This is a genomic window from Wolbachia endosymbiont of Ctenocephalides felis wCfeJ, from assembly GCF_012277315.1.
GTDB lineage: Bacteria > Pseudomonadota > Alphaproteobacteria > Rickettsiales > Anaplasmataceae > Wolbachia.
In genome coordinates, this window is the sequence record NZ_CP051157.1 from 1,123,446 (window position 1) to 1,138,549 (window position 15,104).

Consider the following 15,104-nt stretch of genomic DNA (forward strand, 5'->3'; position numbering starts at 1 on the left):
ATTACTTCTTTTTACTTACAACTTTACGCAACATAAATTTACCTTTTATTATAACACCCTTACCTTTATAAGGATCATATTTTCTAACTTTGCATATATCAGATGCTATCATATAAACTTTTTGCTTATCCATGCCACTCACTACTAAGTGAGTCGGCTTTATACACCTAATTTCGACATCCTTAGGCACTTTATACTTAACATTATGGCTATAACCAAGATATAAAGTCAAATATTTACCATCACACTCTGCTTTATACCCTACACCATTAATCTCAAGATTAACAGTAAAACCATTAACTATACCATTGACAATATTGTTAATATTACTTCTACAAGTACCCCACATAGGCTTTATTTCATCATAATTATCTTTGTCTTGATCAACAGAAAGCAACACCTGATTATCAACAACACGGCACATAACATCACTGTTTAGCCTAAGCTCTTTTTCTGCTTTAGCACTTTTTATTAATACCTTACCATCATTATATTCAACTGAAACACCAGCAGGAATATTGATAGGCGCAGCACCTACACGAGACATAAATTTCTCCTATTACTTAAAATACACGACACAAAATTTCTCCGCCAACTTTCAACTTATGCGCATTGTAGTCCGTCATCACTCCTTTAGACGTAGATATAATAAAAATACCAAGCCCATTATATGCTCTAGCAATGTCCTTGTATTTAGAATAACAACGACAACCCGGCTTTGATACTCTAACTATATCACTAATAACAGGTAACCTCTCACAATACTTTAATTTTACAACAAAAGATGGTATATTACCTACAACTTCTTTTTGATAATCAAGGATATACCCTTCATCTTTCAAGATCTTCAGTATAGAAGAATTCACTTTAGAGAATAAAACTCTCGTTGTTTTATGCATTGCTAATTGAGCATTACGTATCCTTGTTAAAAAATCACCAATACCATCAGATAACGCCACAATATACTCCTTATATTATATTTACCAACTGGATTTTGTAACCCCCGGGATCTTCCCGAAAGCACATAAATCACGCAAAACAATTCTACACAAACCAAATTTCCTATATACTCCTCTTGGCCTACCGGTTAAAGCGCATCTATTCCTGATCCTAATCTTAGAAGAATCCCTTGGCAACTCTTTAATTAGTTTATTTTGAACAGCAAACCTTTCAGCAATAGGTATATCCTTGTTATTTATTATAGATTTTAATTTTTCTCTTTTCTCTCTATATTGATCGCACAACTTTACCCGGCGAAGATTTCTTTGTATCATCGATTTTTTTGCCATATACCTATCCTCTCAAACTAATCAAAAAAGGGAAACCTAAAAGCTCGCAATAACTCTTTTGCTTCTTCATCACTAGTCGTACTTGTTATAATATTAATATCCATGCCTCTAATTTTGCTTATTTTATCATAATCTACTTCTAAAAATGAGATATGCTCCTTTATACCAAAGGAAAAATTACCATTACCATCAAATTGCTTTATGCTAAACCCTCTAAAGTCTTTTTCTTGTGGTAAAGTAACATATATCAATCTTTCTAAAAACTCATACATTCTATCCCTACGTAAAGTTACTTTGCAACCTACTGTAGCACCTTTCCTTATCTTGAAACCAGAAATGGATTTTTTTGCAGAAGTTACCACAGGCTTCTGCCCCGCAATTAAATGTAGACAATCAAATGGCTCATTTATTGCTTTACTATCTGCGGCAGCATCTCCAATTCCCATATTAATACACACCTTGACAAGCTTAGGCACTTGCATCACGTTGCTATAGTTGAACTTATCCTTCAAGGATTTTATTATGCTATCTTTGTATAATTCTTTAAACATATCAACCTAGTCTATTATTTCCCCAGAAACTTTTGCAAAACGCACTTTTTTACCATCCATAACTTTAAACCCTATTCTAGTCGAAGCCTTGTATTTAGGATCTACTATTGCAACGTTAGAGATATCAATAGGCAATTCTTTATCCAATATACCACCACTATTACCAGCTTTCGGCTTGGTATGTCTCTTATATACATTCACCCCAGAAACAATTGCCTTTTTTTTAGTATCACATGTTACAACTTTAATTACTTTACCAATTTTTCCTCTATCTCTACCAGTTAAAATTATAACGTCATCACCACTTCTTATTTTTGCACTCATTATAAAACCTCAACAGCCAATGACATTATCTTCATAAAAGAACCAGACGACAATTTCTTTATCGGGCCAAACACCCGAGTACCAAGGGGCTCGCCTTGATTATTAACCAAAACTACAGCATTGCTAGAAAAACAAATTACAGAGTTATCAGATTTCCTAATACGATTTTTCACCCTAACAACAACTGCTCTGTACACTTTTCCCTTTTCAACTTTTCCTTTCGGATTGATGGACTTGGTAGACACAATAACTGTATCACCTATAGATGCAGACTTCCTACCACCTAACAAGCCAATACAAAGGACTTCACGTGCACCAGAATTATCAGCCACTTCTAACAATGTATTTTTTTGAATCATATAAACACCTTACTCGACTTGAACAACAACCCACTTTTTAGTAGCAGAAATAGGCTTATGTTCTTGTATAAAAACTCTATCTCCTTTTTTGTAATGATTATTTTCATCATGTGCTGTGTACTTTTTATATTTTTTTATAACTTTTTTATACAGCTTATCCTTATATACTTGCAACACTGAGACTTTGATAGTTTTATCGCACTCAGCTTTAGTTACCACACCACACAAAACTCTCTTAGGCATTACTCTCCTCTATCCTTCTTTCATTTAATACAGTTAAAATACGAGCTATGCTCCTCTTTATCAAACTAAAGCGTGCAATATTATTACACTGCCCCAACTTTTTTTGAAAAACCAAATTAACAAACTCCTTTCTCAAATTTACAAGAATTTCATACAATTCTTGCGAAGGTTTCGATCTAATATCAGCTATATCCATCGTAACTCCACTTAACTATGATTAGATATAAATTTACACCTTACAGGAAGCTTGGCAACTGCCTTTTCAAGCGCTAATTTTGCTAAATGCATTGGAACATCGCTACTAACCTCGAACAATACTCTACCAGGCTTAACTTTAAATACCCAAAATTCAACACTACCTTTGCCTTTACCCATCCGTACATCAGCCGGTTTTTTGCTAACAGGAGTATCCGGAAAAATTCTTATCCACACTTTACCAGAACGTTTCAACGTTCTAGATATTACACGCCTCACAGTCTCAATATGCTTAGACTGAATCCTACCTGCCTCTATAGCTTTTAAGCCATAATCTCCAAAAGACAGTGCACTACCACCTTTTGTATTACCTTTAATCCTCCCTTTAAATACCTTCCTATACTTACTCTTTTTAGGAACAAACATTTCAATACACCTTAATTAACAATATAAACCCAGACTTTGACTCCTATAATACCATATATGGTCTTTGCTTCACAAAAAGCATAATCTATGTTAGCACGTAAAGTATGTAAAGGCAAACGACCTTCCTTATACCATTCGGTGCGAGCTATCTCAGCTCCACCAAGACGCCCAGAACAACTTACCTTAATACCTCCTCCACCCATTCTCAAACAACTTTGAATGGCTTTTTTCATCGCTCTTCTAAATGAAACCCGTTTTTCTAATTGCTGTGCTATGTTGTTTGATATCAAAGTCGCATCTATTTCAGGCCTCTTTATCCCTACTACATTTACTTCCACACTACTTTTTATTTTTTCAGCTATTTTTTGTTTTATCTTTTCAATATCCAAACCTTTCTTACCTATTATCACTCCAGGCCTAGAAGAGTGTATCGTTACAGACATCAAATCACCTTTACGCTCTATAATAACCTTAGAAAGACCTGCATGCTTAAAAGATTCATTTATGTAACTGCGAATAGATAAATCCTGATGCAATTTCTCTTTGTAGTCCTTGTTAGCATACCAAATAGAATCCCAAGTATTAGTATTTATTTTTAACCTAAACCCTATAGGATTAACTTTTTGCCCCATATTCTACACTTTCCTCACTAATTTTACACTCTTGCAAATCATACAATTTCCTCTAACTTTATAGTTATATTGCTGTAATACTTATTAACTCTATTAGCCCTACCCATAGCTTTTGGGCATACTCTACGCAAAGTAAAAGACTTGCCCACTAAAACTTCCTTTATATATAAATCATCAACATCCAATCCATAATTATGTTGAGCATTAGCAATTGCAGAATTTAATACTTTTGTTATAAGATCAGCAGCTTTCTTTTCACAAAATCTCAATTGCACAGTAGCAAAAGAAACCTTTTTATTGCGTACTAAACCGGCAACTAAATTTAACTTATGGGGAGTTGATTTTAAAACCCTAGAACTAGCCTTAATTACTGCATACTTACTTTTCATACTAATTACCTTCTTGCTGCCTTTTTATCACCACTATGCCCATTAAACTTACGAGTAGGTGAAAATTCACCAAATTTATGACCTATCATATTCTGATCATTAACATTAACAGGAATATAATCTTTACCGTTATAAACAGCAAATTTCAGACCTAAACAGTTAGGAAGAATTACCGACGCTCTAGAATGAATCTTTATCACCTTATTAATAACACCTTCCTTTAAAGCTCTATTCACCAATTTTAACACAGAAGGATGACAAAAAGGTGGCTTCCATGCAGATCTACTCATAAACTAACCTTTTAACTGTTTTATATACTTATTACTAAATTTATTTCTTTTTCGAGTTTTTTTCCCTTTTGTTGCAACACCCCAAGGAGTAACAGGATGACGTCCACCAGAAGTCTTTCCTTCTCCTCCTCCATGAGGATGATCAACCGGATTCATAGCAACCCCACGAACAGTAGGCCTAACCCCCAACCACCTATTTCTCCCTGCCTTACCCAATTTTCTATTCTTACGATCAGGGTTAGATACCACACCAACAGTAGCCTTGCAGGAAGATAAAACCAACCTAACTTGACTAGACCTTAACCGTAATAAAACATAGTTGCCATCACGACCAACAACTTGTGCATAACAACCAGCAGCTCGAGCAATTACAGCACCATTACCGGGCTTTAATTCAACACCATAAACAAAAGAACCAACAGGTATACATTTTAACGGCAAACAATTACCCGGTAATATATCAGCAGCATCACCGGACATTACAATATCACCAGGCTTTATGTTTTGTGGAGCCAATATATAAGATTTAGTATTATCGTTCTTATACAATACCAATGCTAAAAACCCACCTCTATTTGGGTCATACTCAATTTTTTCAACTATACCTTGATCGCTTCTATTACGTTTAAAATCTACAACTCTATACTTTTTTTTGTGACCACCACCCTTATGACGAGTTGTAACCCTACCGCAATTATTTCTTCCGCCACTGGACTTTTTACCAAATGTAAGAGATTTTTCTGGTTTATCTTTTGATAAGCCAACCTTATTTACCAGCACAGTCCCACGAGAAGACGGAGTGACAGGATTAAGAAATTTTATACCCATATTAAATACTCATTATATCTAACTTTTGACCATCCACCAAAGAAAAATAAACCTTCTTTTTTTGTTTTTCATAGCCAGCTACACCTCTAAAGCGCCTATGCTTAGGCTTCATTCTAATAACATTGATAGAAGAAACCTTAACGTTAAATAAAGACTCTATTGCGGATTTTATTTTATGCTTATTTACATTTACAAAAACATACAAAGAATACTTATTAAATTTCTCTTTCAAAAAAGAAGCTTTTTCTGTAACGATAGGACACTTTATTATATTATTATATTTTATCATAACAATCTACCTTCAAGATTCTTTAAAGCATCACTCGTTAGCATTATGCATTCATGATTTAATATATCAAAGACATTTAACCCGATAGGTTTGATTAAGTTTACATGATGTAAGTTTCTAGTAACCCGCAATAAATTATCTTCATAATCACCAACTATCAAAAAGGAAGAAAATTTAAAATTTTTAATATACTTACACATTTCCGATGTTTTCTTCACATCAATATTTAAACTATCAAGAATAATTATTTGATTATTAAAATATTTTAGAGATAAAGCAACTTTTAAACCAAGTTTACGCACCTTCTTATTAAGAGAATAGGCATAGCTCCTTACAACGGGACCAAAAATAATCCCTCCCCCTCTAAATTGAGGAGATCGCAAACTCCCTTGCCTTGCTCTACCAGTACGTTTTTGGCTATAAGGCTTAGCTGTTGTACCAGAGACATCACTAATGCCCTTTGTTTTATGAGTACCAGCCCTCCTTTTTGCTAATTGCCACCTAACTATATCGTGCAAAATACTCAATTTTTGCTTAACGGAAAATACCAAAGGGTTAAGCTGAACAACACCCACATCATCATTAGATAAATTAACTAACTTACATTCCATAACTAACTTACTGAACCACTAGCATTAACATCATTTGTACCCAATAGCAGACCTACCGGAAAAGGAACATCTTTATGTAAAGGCTTTTTAACTGCATCTCTTACAAAAACGTAAGAATTGCTAAACCCAGGAACATTATTACCTTTTACAGCAATTATACTATTTTCATGATCAATAAATAATATCTTCATATTTTGTACCGTCACTCTGCTATTACCTAAATGACCAGCCATTTTCTTCCCTTTAAATACTCTACCAGGATCCTGACATTGACCTGTAGAACCTTGTGATCTATGAGCAATGGAAACACCATGAGACGCTCTAAGCCCACTAAAATTATGCCGCTTCATCACACCAGCAAATCCTCTACCTATGGAACAACCTGTAATATCAAGATATTGACCAACTACAAAATGGTTAACACCGACTTTTTCACCGCATTCTATTCCTGAGAGATTATGTAACCTGCTTTCATATAATTTACATCTACGATCCATGCCTTGCTTCTTCAAATACTCCCACTGAGGTTTTGCAATATTTTTAAAATCTCCAGTACCTAAAACGACTGCATTATAACCACACTTATCTTGCTCTTTCACATCAATAATATAAGTCTCGTTAAGACGCAATAAAGTCACAGCAACACGACTATTATTAGAGTACAGAGAAGTATGACCTATATTCGTCATTAATAAACCAATTCTCCTCAGTGAATTTATTCTCTTCATTTCTCTTCTCTCAACTTTGGTTTCTTGACTGTTACACAAGTTTTGATGCCAGCTTCATCAGGCAAAAGAGACGGATCTTCAAATGTTCGCATTATATCAGGAGTAAGATTACGTAAACGCAAAACAATTAACCGCTTAGAAACTCTCCTTTCAAATTGTTCACGAGATTTTTTATCAACGTGAGGAGATCTACCAACAATAAACTTCAAATTATTCCTCGGCAATGCAACTGGGCCAGATAATGTTAACCCGAAACGCTTTAACACACTATTTTCTAACATCTTATCAAATTTATGTACAAACTTTCTAATATACTCTTCCAATTTCGAACAATCAAAAGCATCAATGTTAATATACACTTTAACATCAGTATTCATTTCCCTTTGCTTTACCTGAGTTGTCATACTTACTCCAAAATTTCAGAAACGACACCAGAACCAACAGTCTTGCCACCTTCTCTTATTGCAAAACGCAACCCCTTATCCATCGCTATCAATGCCTGTAACTCCACTTCTATACTTACATTATCTCCTGGCATTACCATCTCCTTTCCTTCTAGTAACTTTACACTCCCCGTTACATCTGTCGTCCTGATATAAAATTGCGGTTGATAATTTGCAAAAAATGGTGTGTGCCTACCTCCTTCTTCTTTCTTCAATACGTACACCTCCGCCTTAAACTTCTTGTGTGGCGTTATCGTACCTGGCTTCGCTAATACTTGCCCCCTCTCCACTTCTTCTCTCTTTGTTCCTCTAAGCAATATCCCTACATTTAATCCAGCACTCCCCTTATCTAGGCACTTCTTAAACATTTCTACACCAGTACATATCGTCTTTTGCGTCGCCTTCAAACCTACTATCTCTATTTCTTCCCCAGGCTTTACTTCTCCACATTCTATTCTCCCTGTCACTACTGTCCCACGCCCTGGTATTGAAAATACATCCTCAATTGGCATTAAAAATGGTAAATCTACACATCTCGGTGGAACTGCCACGTATTCATCTAACTTTTCCATCAATTTGTCTATTGACTGCTTTCCATATTCACTATCTTCACCCTCCAGCGCTTTTAATGCAGATCCAACCACCACAGGAATATCATCACCTGGAAACTCATACTTGTTGAGCAATTCTCTCACTTCCATCTCCACCAAATCAATCATGTCAGGATCAGCCACATCAGCTTTATTTATATACACAACAATATGCTCAACACCAACTTGCTTTGCAAGTAATATGTGTTCCCTTGTTTGCGGCATTGCTCCATCAACTCCTGACACTACTAATATTGCTGCATCCATCTGTGCTGCACCTACTATCATGTTTTTTACATAATCAGCGTGCCCAGGACAGTCTACATGTGCATAATGCCTATTAGCTGTTTCATACTCAACATGTGCTGTTGCTATCGTTATCCCCCTTTTTTTCTCCTCAGGTGCCTTATCTATTTCATCGTATTTTACTTTACACTTCGCATAACAGTGCGTTATCGCCGCTGTTAACGTCGTCTTCCCATGATCCACATGTCCTATCGTCCCCACATTTACATGAGGCTTCCCAAATGCTTCTACTACTTTCTTTGTAGTATCTACTGCTGTTGTCATAATTATCACCTCTAATTATACTTTAACTCATCAACCACATACTGTGGCACTTGTTCATAACAAGAAAAATGCATACTATATTGAGCTCTTCCTTGAGATATGGAACGCAAAACATTTATATAACCAAACATACTTGCAAGAGGCACCAAAGCAAGAATTATAGCACTGTTATTATGTGTTTCCATACTTGAAACTTGCCCTCTTCTACTATTTACGTCACCCATAATATCACCCATATATTCTTCAGGTGTAATAATTTCAACTTTCATTATAGGTTCCAACATCTTTGGACCAGCTTTATTTGCCATTTCTTTGAAGGCACCTTTAGCAGCCAGCTCAAAAGCCAAAGGACTTGAATCGACCTCATGAAAAGCACCATCAATAAGAGTAGCCTTAAAATCAATAACCGGAAAACCAGAGATCATACCCCCTTCTTTTATCAATTCTAAACCATTTTGCACGCCAGGAATATATTCCTTCGGAATTGCACCACCTACAATTTTACTTTCAAACTGAAATCCAGAACCAGGCTCGAGAGGCTCAAATAAGATCTTCACTTTAGCAAACTGACCGGCACCACCTGACTGTTTTTTGTGAGTGTAATCAATCTCAACAGACTTAGTAATGGTTTCACGATATGCAACCTGAGGTGCACCAATATTAACATCAACGTTAAATTCACGTTTTACTCTATCTGTAATAATCTCAAGATGCAATTCACCCATACCTTTTAATATAGTTTGACCACTTTCTGCATTTATTGACATCCTCAAAGAAGGATCTTCTGCAACTAATCTATTCAAAGCAATACCTAGCTTTTCCTGATCTGAAGTAGTTCTAGGTTCTACAGCAATCTCAATAACAGGCTCAGGAAACTCCATGCGCTCCAATAATATAGGAAAATCATGCAAACATAAAGTGTCACCAGTAATTGTTTTCTTTAATCCGACCAAAGCAACTATATCTCCAGCTTTAGCCTCACTTATATCCTCTCTGTTATTCGCATGCATAAGCAGCATTCTACCAATTCCTTCAGTCTCACCTTTTCCTGCATTCAATACAGTAGACTTAGACTTCAATTTACCGGAATAAATACGAACAAATGTTAAGCTACCCACAAATTTATCTGTCATTACTTTAAATGCAAGAGCAACAAATTTTTCTTGCTCCGAAGGCTTAACCGTAATTTTTTTCTCCGAATCCTTAGGATCAGTTCCAACAATCTCATCAACATCAATAGGAGAGGGTAAAAAATCAACTATACTGTCTAAAAGTGATTGCACCCCTTTGTTTTTAAAAGCCGACCCACATAATACTGGAACAAATGTCCCTTTAATAGCTCCTCTTCTTATGCATTTCTTCAATAGATCTATCGGTAAGTCGTTAGATTCAAAGTAAGCGTTCATCGCTTCATCATCCATTCCAGCTGCAGTGTCCAGTAAAAGATTCCGATATTCCTGAGCCTTATCAAGCAAATCAGAAGGAATGTCTTCATAGAAAAACTTAGCACCTAACGTCTCTTCCTCCCATATAATAGCTCTCATAGAGATAAGATCTACTATACCTTTAAAATCTTTTTCACTTCCTATTGGCAACTGAATAACTAAAGGCACCGCTCCCAGCTTACCCTTAATCATATCAACACATCGATAAAAATTTGCTCCTATTCTATCCATCTTATTAACAAAACAGATACGAGGCACATTATACTTATCAGCCTGACGCCAGACAGTTTCAGATTGAGGCTCAACCCCCGCAACTCCATCAAATACAGCAACCGCACCATCCAAAACTCTTAAGGACCTTTCAACTTCAATAGTAAAGTCAACGTGCCCAGGAGTATCTATTATATTGACTCTATGACCATTCCAAAAACAAGTCGTCGCAGCAGATGTTATTGTAATACCACGCTCTTTTTCTTGCTCCATCCAGTCCATAGAAGCTGCACCATCATGGACTTCACCAATTCTATTTTGCTTACCAGTATAAAACAAAATACGCTCTGTTGTAGTAGTCTTACCAGCATCTATATGAGCCATTATACCTATATTTCTGTATTTAGATATATCAATTTCCATATCACCATTAATTAGCTAACATCAAAAATTAAGATGAGAAAAGGCTTTATTAGCCTCAGCCATTTTATATTTTTCTTCATACATCTTAAATGCACCACCGCGTTTATTATAAGCATCTATCATTTCAGCTTGCAGACAATCAGCAGAAGTTTTTCCACTTTTTTTTCGGGCTGCAGAAGCAGCTTTAGCAATCCATCTTAACGCCAAAGAAACTGCCCTATCCTTTCTAACTTCAACAGGCACTTGATAAGTCGCACCACCAATACGACGAGAGCGCACTTCTACAGAAGGTGTAACATTTTCTATCGCTGTTTCAAAAATTGATATTCCACTCTCATTTATTTTCTTCTCTGCTGAAGATAAAGCATCATAGACAATTTTTTCTGCAGTAGATTTTTTACCACACTTCATAATCACATTAATGAAACGCATTAACAACACACTACCGTAACGCGAGTCAGGACTTATTTCTCTCTTTTTTGCTTTATTCCGACGAGCCATAAACTTTAACCAGATTTCTTTACACCATATTTTGAACGCGCTTTTTTCCGATTTTGTACACCACGCAAATCAAGAGCGCCCCTTACTATGTGGTAACGTACTCCCGGCAAATCTTTAACTCGCCCACCGCGTATCAAAACAACAGAGTGTTCCTGTAAGTTATGGCCTTCACCAGGTATATAAGCTGTCACTTCACCATACCCACTAACCCTTACCCTAGCCACTTTGCGTAGCGCTGAGTTAGGCTTTCTAGGAGTTGTAGTGTACACTTTAGTGCAAACACCTCTCCTCTGAGGATTGCTTTTTCCCAAAGCTGGCACTTTCTTCTTATAGGACAATTTCAACCTGCCCTTACGTACTAACTGATTTATTGTAGGCATATGTTAAAAACTTTAGCTCATTAAAATAACTCAAGTTCTAGTTATAAAATAATAAACCCCAATAGTCAATATAAAAATAAACATTATTATTCCAATAATTTTAGCTCAACTCCTAAAATTGTTGTCCAATAAAAGACTAAATTTCGTAAAACCTTTTCAATTAAAGAGATACTATTTGCTCGCTAGAAGCACAAGAAAGCAATAACTCACCAGTTCCATAACCCTTAATAGCACTCTCTGAGTTTGGAAATACAATTTTGCTGTACCGACTTTACTACCATATAATCTATACGATTAACATAATTAACTATTCCAATGAGATGGAAAGATGAAGGCATCATTCTAGCTGCCAAAAAGTATGGCGACAAAAATTTAATTCTTTCTCTTTTTACAAAAAATCACGGAAAGTACAGAGGATTAACTAGGCTAACAAATGATAGTAGTTATAAGTTTCAAATAAGCAACCTGTTGCACGCAGAATGGAGCGCTAAATTGCCTGAAAATCTAGGATTTTTCAAGTGCGAACTAATTGAATCCCCTCTCCACCATTTCTTTCAGAATAGGCTAAAAAGCATTGCTATCGTTTCTTTCTCCTCTATCTTAGAAAAGGTACTCCCAGAGAGCGAACCTTATGCTGCAATGTACGATAATTTTCGACATTTCATTGATGTCATCAAGCACAACAACAAATCTTGGCAAGGCCATTACCTAAACTTAGAACTTTTGCTTCTTACACAACTCGGATTTAAGTTAGATCTATCGAAATGTGCCGTAACAAGCGCTAAAGAGAACTTACAATTTATTTCGCCCAAAACCGGTAGAGCGGTGTCAAAAGAAGTAGGAGATTATTATGCGGATAAACTGCTGCCTTTTCCGCAAATGTTGCATGACGTATATAACAACAATCTACAAAATAGCTACTCATATCAAGAGTTTCAATTAGGGCTAAAAGTCACAGGATATTTTTTAAATAAGTATCTGTTTTCGCAGCTAAACATGAGATTTCCAGAGTCGAGAGACCTCATGCTTTCGCTTTAATAGAACCTCTTACATAGTTTTAGCAGCGCGCTGAAAAACCACTTGACAGTTTCAAAAAGTCCGCTTATCATATGGCTGGAGCTATTTATCTATCTTCAGTCTGTGCAGACAAAATGACAAAAAACTCAATGTATTTGGCGTCTCATGTTTAATTTTTTGCACTATGTGCACTTATGTCTTTAATAAACTTTCAAGGTTTTTACCTATATAAGCTAAAATGCGCTTGTTAAAGCGTTTAAAACAGTAAAAAACGCCGATTAAAAGATAGATAGTGAATAACTAGCTAACAGGGTTTCTTTTGCCTTTTTTCTGCTTAGTAAATTTCTTAACGTTTAAATTTAGATCAGTTGCAGCTTAAAAGCAGCTAGATTAGACATTAAGAATAAAAAAACGCCAATTTATAAGGTTAATATAAATAATTAGCCACCAACGGGGCTTCTTTTGCTTTTTTTCTTATTTGGTAAATTTCTTAAACCCTGTCATTCCAGCCTTATTTTCATTTTTACGCAAAATCGAAAATAAGAGCTCTCTTATGTTCATCCACGCAAATAAGGTAAGCCTTATTTTCATTTTTATACAGAATCGAAAATAAGAGACTTCTTATGTTCATCGAAGGGTGTCATTCCAGTGCTTGATACTGGAATCCAGCGAAAAAAGTGGATCCCAGTATCAAGTACTGGGATGACAAGAAGAGGACACTGGGGTGACATCGTAGAGACTATAGGGATGACATCCACAACCCTGTCATTACAACGTGTAACGCTAGAACCCACAACCCTGTCATTCCAGCGCGTGACGCTGGAATCCAGTAGAAAACAGACTAGATCCCAGTGTCAAGCACTGGGATGACATTATAGGTGGCTACTCGGATGACATCATTAGACTACTTGGATGACAGGAAAAGGGCCACTTGGATTACATCCACAACCTTGTCATTCCAGCGCTGGTCCATTTTCTGCAGGTGTCATTCCAGCGCGTGACGCTGGGATCCGGCTACAATGTTGAACAAAATATCTTAGAGTTTAAGAGAACAATTCCTAGAAGACTTTTACATCCAAAAAGAGGTAAATCGTGTTAGTGCTGCTTAAATAAGCCGATGTAATTGAATGGAACTCAATCAGACTATCTAAAATTGATAGACTGCAGGAAAACCAAAATACCGACATTATGGGAACAGCTCGAGAGGTTCTACGGCTCGACAGAAAAAGCTACTATGAAAACCTTGGGTTAAACTTACGTAAAGGTACACACCTAATTGAGAACTTACAAAAAAATTAAAGCAAGTTTGTAGAATAACTGAGTCAATAGACTTCTTTCAAAATTGAGAGAAGGAGTATAAAATAATATATTGAAAGTGTGAATAAACGCGAATTTGGTTGATTTAAGATTTCATTTGATGCTGCCATTCACAATTTTGAGCTCCCTATATGAATTTTGAAAGAAGTTTAATGTTGTTTGAGAAAAATGGCATGAGAATACTAGAACAAAAAGTACTGCTCAAAAATTCAAAAACTAGAAGAATAATCAACCTACTACTATCTTAAAAGAAGATGCTATACAAGTTTGGGTCCATACCAACCCATTCTAAGCGAAACTTATTTCCACGACCCTTGGTTTTTGTTGCTAGATATGGGTATGTTGGTTAATATATTAACGAGATAGGTTGCTAAATTAATATTGCTAAACTTGGAAATAACAGGAAAATTTATGGTGATTTCATACTTTAAATATGGGTAAGGTTATTAATAACTTCAGCCCCTTTCATGTTGATCCAAAAAGGATCGAGTCAGTTACTTATAAGCTATCATGAAAAGGGCTTGTATCTACCTTAACAAATTATATTTATGTAAAGTCTATCTCAACATGGAATTTATCTGGTAAGTCGTAATTGTTCCACTCACCAAATTTTATGCTTGAATTTGCTGCAGTGACTCCTTTCATATCCAATTCGGTTGTTAACCATTCATTATTTCTTGCTAATATCTCTAGAGCCGTTACTGAAATGTTAATAGTTGCCTCTTTATCAACAGATGAGAGTGTGTGATTTTCGTTGTCTTTGATATTTATACCTTTAATTTTTAGATAATCCTCCGGTCCCTTTAAATATAATTCCAGCGTATTATTTGAAGGATCCAAAACACCTTTATAATCTTGCCCTGAAAATACTAGCTGCTCTTTACTAGTTAATAACCCTTTAACATTGTTTCCAAAATTACTTGAACTTACATTTTCTTCATTTCCAACTTTAATACCAGTCAGTTTTCTTAATTTAATCTTTGCCATTATCTTTTCCTCATAATTGATTAATTTCTACTTGTTTAATTGAAATTAGTTAAATTATTGTAAACCT

25 protein-coding genes are annotated in these 15,104 nt (G+C 35.6%); 3 read left to right on the plus strand and 22 right to left on the minus strand.

Going from position 1 to position 15,104, the window contains the following annotated elements:
- Position 1: 1 nt before the first annotated feature.
- The 21 genes from rplF to rpsL are packed head-to-tail and all read right to left on the minus strand — an operon-like array spanning position 2 to position 11,716.
- Positions 2-547, minus strand: a complete 546-nt coding sequence (gene rplF, locus HF196_RS05390) for a 50S ribosomal protein L6 (protein WP_168456151.1) — start codon at positions 545-547, stop codon at positions 2-4.
- A 16-nt stretch (positions 548-563) separates the two neighbouring features.
- Positions 564-959 carry a 30S ribosomal protein S8 gene (gene rpsH, locus HF196_RS05395; RefSeq protein ID WP_168456152.1) on the minus strand — a complete coding sequence of 132 codons (396 nt, stop codon included), beginning with the start codon at positions 957-959 and terminating at the stop codon, positions 564-566.
- 21 nt (positions 960-980) lie between these two features.
- The gene (gene rpsN, locus HF196_RS05400; RefSeq protein ID WP_168456153.1) at positions 981-1,289 is read right to left on the minus strand and encodes a 30S ribosomal protein S14; all 309 of its coding nucleotides are present in this window, start codon (positions 1,287-1,289) and stop codon (positions 981-983) included.
- A gap of 17 nt (positions 1,290-1,306) precedes the next feature.
- Complete coding sequence (gene rplE, locus HF196_RS05405) at positions 1,307-1,840, minus strand: 50S ribosomal protein L5 (protein ID WP_168456154.1); 534 nt, start codon at positions 1,838-1,840, stop codon at positions 1,307-1,309.
- 6 nt (positions 1,841-1,846) lie between these two features.
- Positions 1,847-2,164, minus strand: coding sequence for a 50S ribosomal protein L24 (rplX, locus tag HF196_RS05410; protein WP_168456155.1), 318 nt, complete (start codon positions 2,162-2,164; stop codon positions 1,847-1,849).
- Positions 2,164-2,523, minus strand: coding sequence for a 50S ribosomal protein L14 (gene rplN / locus HF196_RS05415; RefSeq protein WP_168456156.1), 360 nt, complete (start codon positions 2,521-2,523; stop codon positions 2,164-2,166). The genes rplX and rplN overlap by 1 nt, the downstream gene beginning before the upstream one ends.
- Before the next feature lie 9 nt (positions 2,524-2,532).
- The gene (gene rpsQ, locus HF196_RS05420; protein WP_168456157.1) at positions 2,533-2,766 is read right to left on the minus strand and encodes a 30S ribosomal protein S17; all 234 of its coding nucleotides are present in this window, start codon (positions 2,764-2,766) and stop codon (positions 2,533-2,535) included.
- A complete protein-coding gene (gene rpmC / locus HF196_RS05425; RefSeq protein WP_168456158.1) occupies positions 2,759-2,962 on the minus strand; it encodes a 50S ribosomal protein L29 in 204 nt (67 codons plus the stop codon). The genes rpsQ and rpmC overlap by 8 nt, the downstream gene beginning before the upstream one ends.
- A gap of 11 nt (positions 2,963-2,973) precedes the next feature.
- Complete coding sequence (rplP, locus tag HF196_RS05430) at positions 2,974-3,387, minus strand: 50S ribosomal protein L16 (RefSeq protein WP_168456159.1); 414 nt, start codon at positions 3,385-3,387, stop codon at positions 2,974-2,976.
- An 11-nt stretch (positions 3,388-3,398) separates the two neighbouring features.
- Positions 3,399-4,019 carry a 30S ribosomal protein S3 gene (gene rpsC / locus HF196_RS05435; protein ID WP_168456160.1) on the minus strand — a complete coding sequence of 207 codons (621 nt, stop codon included), beginning with the start codon at positions 4,017-4,019 and terminating at the stop codon, positions 3,399-3,401.
- A gap of 38 nt (positions 4,020-4,057) precedes the next feature.
- On the minus strand, positions 4,058-4,408 hold the full coding sequence (rplV, locus tag HF196_RS05440; RefSeq protein WP_168456161.1) for a 50S ribosomal protein L22: 351 nt from the start codon (positions 4,406-4,408) through the stop codon (positions 4,058-4,060).
- Positions 4,409-4,413: 5 nt separating this feature from the next.
- Positions 4,414-4,698: a 30S ribosomal protein S19 gene (rpsS, locus tag HF196_RS05445; protein WP_168456162.1), complete on the minus strand. Its 285-nt coding sequence runs from the start codon at positions 4,696-4,698 to the stop codon at positions 4,414-4,416.
- Between the two features lie 3 nt (positions 4,699-4,701).
- Entirely contained in the window at positions 4,702-5,526 is an 825-nt protein-coding gene (gene rplB, locus HF196_RS05450) for a 50S ribosomal protein L2 (protein WP_168456163.1), read from the minus strand.
- 1 nt (position 5,527) lies between these two features.
- Positions 5,528-5,815, minus strand: coding sequence for a 50S ribosomal protein L23 (locus tag HF196_RS05455; RefSeq protein WP_168456164.1), 288 nt, complete (start codon positions 5,813-5,815; stop codon positions 5,528-5,530).
- Positions 5,812-6,426 (minus strand): 50S ribosomal protein L4, encoded by a 615-nt coding sequence (gene rplD / locus HF196_RS05460; protein ID WP_168456165.1) that lies wholly within the window; start codon positions 6,424-6,426, stop codon positions 5,812-5,814. Before rplD ends, HF196_RS05455 begins: the two co-directional genes overlap by 4 nt.
- A gap of 2 nt (positions 6,427-6,428) precedes the next feature.
- Positions 6,429-7,154, minus strand: a complete 726-nt coding sequence (gene rplC, locus HF196_RS05465) for a 50S ribosomal protein L3 (protein WP_168456166.1) — start codon at positions 7,152-7,154, stop codon at positions 6,429-6,431.
- Positions 7,151-7,531, minus strand: coding sequence for a 30S ribosomal protein S10 (locus HF196_RS05470; protein WP_168456310.1), 381 nt, complete (start codon positions 7,529-7,531; stop codon positions 7,151-7,153). The genes rplC and HF196_RS05470 overlap by 4 nt, the downstream gene beginning before the upstream one ends.
- A 29-nt stretch (positions 7,532-7,560) precedes the next feature.
- Complete coding sequence (gene tuf / locus HF196_RS05475; RefSeq protein ID WP_168456167.1) at positions 7,561-8,757, minus strand: elongation factor Tu; 1,197 nt, start codon at positions 8,755-8,757, stop codon at positions 7,561-7,563.
- An 11-nt stretch (positions 8,758-8,768) separates the two neighbouring features.
- On the minus strand, positions 8,769-10,835 hold the full coding sequence (gene fusA, locus HF196_RS05480; protein WP_168456168.1) for an elongation factor G: 2,067 nt from the start codon (positions 10,833-10,835) through the stop codon (positions 8,769-8,771).
- A 21-nt stretch (positions 10,836-10,856) separates the two neighbouring features.
- A complete protein-coding gene (gene rpsG / locus HF196_RS05485) occupies positions 10,857-11,336 on the minus strand; it encodes a 30S ribosomal protein S7 (RefSeq protein WP_168456169.1) in 480 nt (159 codons plus the stop codon).
- 5 nt (positions 11,337-11,341) lie between these two features.
- A complete protein-coding gene (gene rpsL / locus HF196_RS05490) occupies positions 11,342-11,716 on the minus strand; it encodes a 30S ribosomal protein S12 (RefSeq protein ID WP_168456170.1) in 375 nt (124 codons plus the stop codon).
- 315 nt (positions 11,717-12,031) lie between these two features.
- On the opposite strand from rpsL, the gene recO reads away from it, so the two are divergent.
- The 3 genes from recO to HF196_RS05505 all read left to right on the plus strand — a co-directional run bounded on the left by recO (position 12,032) and on the right by HF196_RS05505 (position 13,832).
- The gene (gene recO, locus HF196_RS05495) at positions 12,032-12,754 is read left to right on the plus strand and encodes a DNA repair protein RecO (RefSeq protein WP_168456171.1); all 723 of its coding nucleotides are present in this window, start codon (positions 12,032-12,034) and stop codon (positions 12,752-12,754) included.
- Between the two features lie 627 nt (positions 12,755-13,381).
- Entirely contained in the window at positions 13,382-13,603 is a 222-nt protein-coding gene (locus tag HF196_RS05500) for a hypothetical protein (RefSeq protein ID WP_168456172.1), read from the plus strand.
- Between the two features lie 61 nt (positions 13,604-13,664).
- Positions 13,665-13,832 carry a hypothetical protein gene (locus HF196_RS05505; protein ID WP_168456173.1) on the plus strand — a complete coding sequence of 56 codons (168 nt, stop codon included), beginning with the start codon at positions 13,665-13,667 and terminating at the stop codon, positions 13,830-13,832.
- Positions 13,833-14,596: 764 nt separating this feature from the next.
- Here the strand turns inward: HF196_RS05505 and HF196_RS05510 are convergent.
- Complete coding sequence (locus tag HF196_RS05510; RefSeq protein WP_168456174.1) at positions 14,597-15,037, minus strand: hypothetical protein; 441 nt, start codon at positions 15,035-15,037, stop codon at positions 14,597-14,599.
- Positions 15,038-15,104: the final 67 nt, after the last annotated feature.

Bases quoted from the DNA above. Each gene is read 5' to 3' on its own strand.
- rpsQ (WP_168456157.1), bottom strand. From the start codon at position 2,766: ATGCCTAAGAGAGTTTTGTGTGGTGTGGTAACTAAAGCTGAGTGCGAT.
- rpmC (WP_168456158.1), bottom strand. From the start codon at position 2,962: ATGGATATAGCTGATATTAGATCGAAACCTTCGCAAGAATTGTATGAA.
- rplX (WP_168456155.1), bottom strand. From the start codon at position 2,164: ATGAGTGCAAAAATAAGAAGTGGTGATGACGTTATAATTTTAACTGGT.
- rplN (WP_168456156.1), bottom strand. From the start codon at position 2,523: ATGATTCAAAAAAATACATTGTTAGAAGTGGCTGATAATTCTGGTGCA.
- fusA (WP_168456168.1), bottom strand. From the start codon at position 10,835: ATGGAAATTGATATATCTAAATACAGAAATATAGGTATAATGGCTCAT.
- rplF (WP_168456151.1), bottom strand. From the start codon at position 547: ATGTCTCGTGTAGGTGCTGCGCCTATCAATATTCCTGCTGGTGTTTCA.
- rplE (WP_168456154.1), bottom strand. From the start codon at position 1,840: ATGTTTAAAGAATTATACAAAGATAGCATAATAAAATCCTTGAAGGAT.
- HF196_RS05470 (WP_168456310.1), bottom strand. From the start codon at position 7,531: ATGAATACTGATGTTAAAGTGTATATTAACATTGATGCTTTTGATTGT.
- tuf (WP_168456167.1), bottom strand. From the start codon at position 8,757: ATGACAACAGCAGTAGATACTACAAAGAAAGTAGTAGAAGCATTTGGG.
- rplC (WP_168456166.1), bottom strand. From the start codon at position 7,154: ATGAAGAGAATAAATTCACTGAGGAGAATTGGTTTATTAATGACGAAT.
- recO (WP_168456171.1), top strand. From the start codon at position 12,032: ATGAGATGGAAAGATGAAGGCATCATTCTAGCTGCCAAAAAGTATGGC.
- rpsL (WP_168456170.1), bottom strand. From the start codon at position 11,716: ATGCCTACAATAAATCAGTTAGTACGTAAGGGCAGGTTGAAATTGTCC.
- rpsG (WP_168456169.1), bottom strand. From the start codon at position 11,336: ATGGCTCGTCGGAATAAAGCAAAAAAGAGAGAAATAAGTCCTGACTCG.
- rpsS (WP_168456162.1), bottom strand. From the start codon at position 4,698: ATGAGTAGATCTGCATGGAAGCCACCTTTTTGTCATCCTTCTGTGTTA.
- rplB (WP_168456163.1), bottom strand. From the start codon at position 5,526: ATGGGTATAAAATTTCTTAATCCTGTCACTCCGTCTTCTCGTGGGACT.
- HF196_RS05455 (WP_168456164.1), bottom strand. From the start codon at position 5,815: ATGATAAAATATAATAATATAATAAAGTGTCCTATCGTTACAGAAAAA.
- rpsC (WP_168456160.1), bottom strand. From the start codon at position 4,019: ATGGGGCAAAAAGTTAATCCTATAGGGTTTAGGTTAAAAATAAATACT.
- HF196_RS05510 (WP_168456174.1), bottom strand. From the start codon at position 15,037: ATGGCAAAGATTAAATTAAGAAAACTGACTGGTATTAAAGTTGGAAAT.
- rplD (WP_168456165.1), bottom strand. From the start codon at position 6,426: ATGGAATGTAAGTTAGTTAATTTATCTAATGATGATGTGGGTGTTGTT.
- rplP (WP_168456159.1), bottom strand. From the start codon at position 3,387: ATGTTTGTTCCTAAAAAGAGTAAGTATAGGAAGGTATTTAAAGGGAGG.
- rplV (WP_168456161.1), bottom strand. From the start codon at position 4,408: ATGAAAAGTAAGTATGCAGTAATTAAGGCTAGTTCTAGGGTTTTAAAA.
- rpsN (WP_168456153.1), bottom strand. From the start codon at position 1,289: ATGGCAAAAAAATCGATGATACAAAGAAATCTTCGCCGGGTAAAGTTG.